This window comes from Streptomyces sp. MnatMP-M17 (assembly GCF_900091995.1).
In the GTDB taxonomy this organism is placed as follows: Bacteria; Actinomycetota; Actinomycetes; order Streptomycetales; family Streptomycetaceae; genus Streptomyces.
The window spans coordinates 1-6905 of the sequence record NZ_FMDK01000233.1 but is presented as its reverse complement, the minus strand read 5'-3'; the positions used below and the strand labels follow the sequence as shown (position 1 = coordinate 6905).

6 protein-coding genes are annotated in these 6905 nt (G+C 69.5%); all 6 read left to right on the top strand.

Annotated features, from left to right (window positions below; all coding sequences use genetic code 11):
• On the top strand, positions 1–587 hold a 587-nt coding region (locus GA0115259_RS11240; protein ID WP_218104211.1), incomplete at its 5' end, for an amidohydrolase.
• Positions 588–809: 222 nt separating this feature from the next.
• Positions 810–2963: a DUF8189 domain-containing protein gene (locus GA0115259_RS11235; protein WP_093594560.1), complete on the top strand. Its 2154-nt coding sequence runs from the start codon at positions 810–812 to the stop codon at positions 2961–2963.
• A gap of 134 nt (positions 2964–3097) precedes the next feature.
• A complete protein-coding gene (locus GA0115259_RS11230; protein WP_093594557.1) occupies positions 3098–4387 on the top strand; it encodes an ABC transporter substrate-binding protein in 1290 nt (429 codons plus the stop codon).
• Between the two features lies 1 nt (position 4388).
• A complete protein-coding gene (locus GA0115259_RS11225; protein ID WP_256097973.1) occupies positions 4389–5336 on the top strand; it encodes a carbohydrate ABC transporter permease in 948 nt (315 codons plus the stop codon).
• On the top strand, positions 5336–6199 hold the full coding sequence (locus GA0115259_RS11220) for a carbohydrate ABC transporter permease (RefSeq protein WP_093594554.1): 864 nt from the start codon (positions 5336–5338) through the stop codon (positions 6197–6199). The genes GA0115259_RS11225 and GA0115259_RS11220 overlap by 1 nt, the downstream gene beginning before the upstream one ends.
• Positions 6196–6905 (top strand): glycoside hydrolase family 36 N-terminal domain-containing protein (locus GA0115259_RS11215; RefSeq protein ID WP_305129378.1); only part of this gene is annotated, 710 nt, incomplete at its 3' end. The genes GA0115259_RS11220 and GA0115259_RS11215, both read left to right, overlap by 4 nt.

Genomic DNA, 6905 nt, shown 5'->3' with positions numbered 1-6905 from the left:
CGCCCGGGCCCGGCGAGGTGCGCGGCGCGGCCGACCGCTGGCTGGCCGGGCGTCCGGCCGGTGCGCCGCTCACCGATCCGGTGCTGCTCCGCCATCTGCTGTGGACCGCCGTCGGCTCCGGGCTTCCGTTGCAACTGCACACCGGAAGTGCCGGAGCCCTTCCGTCGGCCGGACGCGCCGATCCGCTCCCGCTGACCGGCTTCGCGGCGGCCACGGCCGGGCTCGGTACCGATCTCGTACTGCTCGGCGCCTATCCGTACCACCGGCACGCGGCCCAGCTCACCGGAGTCTTCCCGCATGTGTACGCGGATCTGGGTCCCGCCCTCGCGTATACGGGCGCGCGGGCCACGGCCGTACTCGCCGAGATCCTGGAGCTCGCGCCGTTCGGGAAGCTGCTGTTCTCCAGCGGTGCGCGCGGGCTGCCGGAGCTGCACGTGGTGGGAGCGCGGGTGTTCCGGGAGGCGCTGGAGCGGGTGCTCGGCGGCTGGGTGGCCGACGGCGCATGGGCGCCCAGGGACGCCCAGCGCGTCGCCGGAATGATCGCGTCCGGCAATGCCCGCCGGCTCTACCGGCTGCTGGGCGACTGACGGACCGTCGGTCACTCCTGCAAACCGATACGGGACGAGAGCGCGCCGAAGCTTGTTTCACTTAATTAGTAATTATCGTTGACAGGGTCGGGCCGCCGGGTCACAGTCTTCGTCGTGGCGCCGCCGCCGCGCTCTCGGGACGGGAGGGCGGTCGGACACGGCCTAGTGGCGCCCATGGACCCCAATCCTCGGGAGACACAGTTGACTTCGCATCGTGCAGGGATGGTGCGTGCCCGGCGGGCCGGAGCGGTTCTCGGAGTCGCCGCGCTGGCCGGGGCGGCGATGCCCATGGCGCACGCCGTCGAGCCGGAAGCCGCCGACGATCAGGGCGCGCCCACGTACTACGACAGCGGGCTGGCACCCACGCCGTACATGGGCTGGAACACCTACTACGGTCTGGGCGCCCCGACCGAGAGCGCGGTGAAGGACGTCGCCGACCATCTGGTCAGCAGCGGCCTCAAGAGCAGCGGCTACGACATCGTCTGGCTGGACGGCGGCTGGCAGGCCGACAATCCACGGGACGGCCGAGGACGGCTGGCCGCGCACCCGGACCGCTTTCCCTCCGGCATACCCGCGCTGGTGACCTATCTCCATCAGCGCGGACTCAAGGCCGGTATCTACACCGACGCCGGTGAGTACGACGGCGGCAAGAGCTGCGGTCTCGGCAGCCGTGGCCACTACACCGAGGACGCCAGACAGTTCGCGGACTGGAAGATCGACGCGATCAAGGTCGACTTCCTCTGCGGTATCGGCGCGAAGCTCGATCCGGGCCCGGCGTTCAAGGAGTTCAGTGACGCGGTCGCCACATCCGGCCGGCGGATGCTGCTGAATCTGTGCAATCCGCTCACCGACGACTGGGGACTGCCGCACACGCCGGCGCAGGACGCGCACAACGCGTATGTCTACGGCCCGACGATCGCCGACTCCTGGCGCACCGGCACCGACCTCGCGTTCGGCACGCCCTACCCGGGCAACTGGACCAATATCCTGCGCAGCGCCGACGCCAACGCCTGGCATCCCGAGGCGCAGGGCCCGGGCCACTACAACGATCCCGACTATCTGCTCCCGATGCGCAAGACCGCGGACGGCTCCTACGAACTCAACGAGGAGGAGTCCACCAGCCAGTTGGTGCTGTGGGCCGAGATGGGCGCACCACTGGTCATCGGCTCCGACCCGCGCACCCTTCCCCAGTCGATGATCGACACACTGCGCAATCCCGAGATCCTCGCCGTCGACCAGGATCCGCTGGCGATCCAGGGCGTACGGATCGCCACCGACGCCACCGGCGATGTCTACAGCAAGGTGCTCCAGGGCGCGGGCAAGCGCGCGGTGGTGCTGCTCAACCGCTCCGAGCAGCCGGCCGAGCGTACGGTGACCTTCGCCGACGCGGGACTGAGCGGGCAGGTCGCGGTACGGGATCTGCGCGCCAGGAAGAGCGCGGGGACGCACACCGGCTCGTACACCGTGACGGTTCCCGCACATGGCACGGCCTTCCTCCGGCTGTCCGGTACGGACCAGGCCCCCGGCGTGCCGCTCGGCGTACCGTCCTCGGCGGATCCCGCGCTGGTGGCGGACGCCGCCGGCGTACTGACCGCCTTCACGCGTGGTACGGACGGTTCGCTGCGGCAGCAGACGGGACGTGACGGCGACTGGTCGGCGCGTACCACCGCACTGGGCGGACCGACGCACAGCCGGATTCTCGGCCAGCCCGCCGCGTACGCCTCGGATCTGCCGGGCGGCGGGAGCCGTATTGATGTCTTCGTACGCGGCACGGACAACGCGGCCTACCGGCGCACCTCCGTCGCCGGGCACTGGGGGCCCTGGCAGAAGCTCGGCGGCACACTCACCGACGCGCCCGGTGTCGCCTTCCGCGGCCCGGACGACTGGACGCTCTTCGCCCGTGGCGAGGACGGCACCATCTCCTCGCGCGGACCGGCGGGCGGTCCTTCGGCACACTGGACCGCGCTCGGGACGCCGGAGGGACTGCCGGTGTACGGACGTCCTTCGGCCGTCACCGACTCGGCGGGCCTGACCCATCTCGCCGTACGCACCGCCGACGACGCGGTGTGGGCGAGGACGCGGGAGGGCTCCGGAGCCTGGTCGGCGTGGTCCTCGCTGGGCGGGACCATCAGCGGCAGCCCGACCCTCGTGGCGTCGGGGAACACCGTGCGCCTGTTCGCGAGGGCGAGTGACTACACCCTCTGGACCCGTTCGTACCGGACGGACAGTGCCGACGGCTGGGGCGGCTGGTCAAAGCGTGACGAGTTCAAGAGCGATGTGTTCCGGGGCGCCCTCGGCGCCACCGCAGGTCCGGACGGCCGGGTGCTGACCGTCTTCCGCGGTGTGGGCGACCGCGTCCATCAGAGCGGTCTCTGACCGCGCCGTATCGCACCGGCCGCACCGCACCGTAGCCCTGGGCGGGGCCCTGTCCAGGGCCCCGCCCAGGCAAACCCCACACCCTCCGCAGTCCACGCCCTCACAGACTTTTCGAGCCATCAGGGAGCACTTCCATGAACAGTTCAGCCCCCAGCCGCCGCCGGTTCCTGGCGGGCACCGGAGCGGTCGGCGCCGCCGCGTTCCTGAGCGGCTGTGTCACCTCGGGACCCAGCGCCAAGACCTCCTCCGGCGGCGGCCCGGTCACCCTTCAGTCCAACCTCTCCTCGCCGCAGGCGAAGAAGGCCATGGAGGATCTCGTCGCCGCGTTCAACAAGCGCGGCGGCGCCGAGGCCTCGCTCAACACCGTGGCCTCCGAGACCTTCCGCACCCAGCTCCCGACGTATCTGACCTCGGCCCAGCCGCCGGACCTGCTCACCTGGTATCCCGGCTCGGTGGCGGACTCGTACGCCAAGAAGGATCTGCTGCTCGACATCAGCGACCTCTGGGAGAAGCCCGAACTGTCGGGCTACAGCGAGGCCCTCAAGAAGCTGTGCACCTCCTCGGCGGGCAAGAAGGTCTTCGTACCGGCCACCTACTACTGGTGGGGCTGCTTCTACCGGAAGTCCAACTTCGCCAAGTGGGGCGTACAGGAGCCGAAGACCTGGGACGAGTTCCTCGATCTGTGCGACACGCTCAAGTCCAAGGGCGTCGCGCCGATCGGGATCGGCGCCGGCGGTAACACCGCCTGGGTCGCGTCCTCCTGGTTCGACTATCTCAACATCCGGATCAACGGCGCGCAGTACCACCGCGACCTCCTCGCGGGAAAGCACCGCTTCGACGATCCCGAGGTCCGCAAGGTCTTCGACCGGTGGGGCGAGGCCCTGCCCTACTTCGATCCGAACGGCACGGCGCTGGCCTTCCAGGACGCCACCACCGCGCTGCTCCAGGGCCGTACGGGACTGATGCTCATCGGCACCTTCTTCGCGGACTCCGCGCCCAAGGACCAGCTCGACGACATCGATTTCTTCCGCTTCCCGGTCATCGACCAGAAGGTGCCGTTGGCGGAGGAAGGCCCTACGGACGGCTACTTCGCCAGCGCCCGTACCGGTCACAAGGACGAGGTCAGGGAGCTGATGACCTATATGGCCACCGTCGAGGCGCAGGAGATCTATCTCAAGGGCTCCTCCGGCACCGCGCTGCCCACCAATCCGAAGGCCAAGGACACCGGGACACCGCTGGTGAAGAAGGGCCGCGCGCTGATAGAGGGCGCGGCGGACGTCACCCAGTTCTTCAACCGGGACTCCAGCGACGCCCTCCAGCCCACCGCGGACACCGCGCTCACCCGCTTCCTCGCCGAGCCCAAGGAGATCAACTCGATCCTCACCACCTGGCAGCGGGACGCCCAGAAGATCTGGGGACAGTGAGGTGACGGCACTGACCGCGCCCAGGTCCGGGCGGCGCGGAGACCGGAAACGGCCGGGAGGCAGTGGGCTGCTGGGCGGCCGAGGCGCGACACGCGTCAGGCCCGTGGTCCTCGTCTTCGTGCTCGTACCGCTGCTCGCCGAGGCCTTCTGGGTGTTCTGGCCGGCGGTCCAGGGCTTCTATCTCTCGTTGACGAACTGGGACGGAGTCTCGGCACCGTCGTTCGTCGGACTCGCCAACTACCGCGAGATGTTCGGCGACAGCGTCTTCCGTACGGCCCTGCTCGACACCGTGCTGTGGCTGCTGCTCTTCGGCGGTCTCTCCGTGATCCTCGGCCTCGGCGCGGCCCTGCTGCTCCAGCAGGAGCGGCGCGGGATCGGCTTCTACCGGGCGGCGCTCTTCCTGCCCGTGGTGTTCTCGCTCACCGCCACCGCCCTGGTGTGGCAGGCGATGTACCAGCCCGACGGGCTGATCAACAACACGCTCGAAGCCGTCGGGCTCGGCAGTCTGCGCCATGCCTGGCTGGCCGATCAGAACACCGCCCTCTACGCGGTGATCGTGCCCGCGCTGTGGCGCCAGATCGGCTATGTGATGGTGCTTTATCTTGCCGGTCTCAAGGGCATCGACCCGGTGCTCTATGAAGCGGCGAAGGTCGACGGCGCCACGCGCCGGCAGCAGTTCCGGCACATCACGCTGCCGCAGCTCAGCAGTGTCAACGCGGTGGTCCTGTCGGTGATCGTCATCGACTCGCTGCGCTCGTTCGACGTGGTCTGGGCGCTCACCCGAGGCGGTCCGTACCACTCCTCGGAGCTGCTCAGCACCTATATGTACTCCACCGCCTTCCAGTCGCTGCGGCTGGGATACGGCTCCGCCCTCGCGGTCGTGATCTTCGTGCTGGCCTTCGGGGTCATCGTGTCCTATCTCGTCCGCGCCTTCCGGGAGGCCGACTGATGAGCGTCACCCGAGTCACTTCGCCTGCTTCCCGGGCCCGGCGCCGCGCATCGTCCACCGTGGGCTTCCATCTCGGCGCGGGCGCGCTGTCCGCGCTATGGCTGGTGCCGATCGTCCTCGTCCTCGTCACCAGCACGCGGTCCTTCGACGACATCGCCGCCAACGGCCTCGGCAGCCTGCCGCACTCCTTCACCCTGAGCGGCTTCGGCCAGGCGTGGACCGACGGCGGACAGGCCCGCGCGCTCGCCAACAGCCTGCTCGTGACCGTGCCGACCGTGCTGCTGTCGCTCGCGCTGGCCTCGCTGGCGGCCTTCGGACTCGCCCGCTACGACCTGCCGCTGCGCCGCACGCTGCTGCTCCTGATGCTCGGCGGCAATCTGCTGCCCCCGCAGATCCTGCTGATCCCGGTCTCGAAGATCAGCGAGTCACTCGGGCTGTACGACTCGCTGTACGCGCTGATCGGCGTCCAGGTCGGCTTCGGTGTCGGATTCTACGTCTTCGTGCTGCACGGCTTCATGCGCTCCATCCCGCCCGAGATCCAGCAGGCCGCCGTCATCGACGGCGCGAGCCCGTGGCAGATCTACCGGCGCATCATCATGCCGCTGACCACCCCGGCCCTCGCCGCGCTCGGCGCGCTCTCCTTCACCTGGATCTTCAATGATCTGCTGTGGGCGATCACCGTGCTGCGTACGGACAGCAAGATGCCGATCACGGCCTCGCTCATCGGTCTCCAGGGCCAGTTCGTGTCGATGTGGAACGTGATCGCGGCCGGTTCGGTGATCGCCGCGGCGCCGACCGTGATCGTATTCCTGCGGTTCCAGCGGCACTTCGTCGCCGGACTCAACCTGGGAGCAGTCAAGTGACAACGCACGACCCGGACGCGTACGACTCCGACGCGCGGGAGGCCCGATGGCTGCTGCGCACCGCGAACACCGTCTACGCGGTCGCCCTCGCCGGTGACGGCCGCTGGGCCGAGCTGACCGCGTGGGGTCCGCACGGAGCCGAGACCGGGCCCTCGGCGCTGGACTGGTCCCGCCGTACGCACTTCATCACACCGGCCGATCTGGCGCCCGCCGAGTACATCCCGTACGGGCTGCGGCCGTTCACGGGCGCCGATCTGGTCGCCCAGCGGCCCGGCGAGGAGCGCGGTGTGTGGTGGACCTTCACCGGGGCGGCGCATGACGGAGAGTCCTCCCTGCGGCTGGTCTTCACCGACGAGAGCCTCGGACTGACGACGGCCCTGTGCTACGAGACCGTTCCCGGCACCGATGTGATCCTGCGCTGGACCGAACTGACCTGCACCGCGCGGACGGAGACCGGACTACGGCTGGAGCGCTTCGACTCCGCCGCCGTGAACATTCCCGTCACGGGCGGCGCCCGGCTGACGTATCTCACCGGCCAGTGGTCCCAGGAATTCCAGCTCACCCAGCTCGAACTGGCCCGTGGCAGCTTCGGGATGTCCTCCAACCAGGCCGTCCCCGGCCATGCCTACGCGCCCTGGCTCGCCGTCCAGGACGCCTCGTACCCGGCCGAAGGAGCCACTCCCACCTACGGCATCGCGCTGGAGTG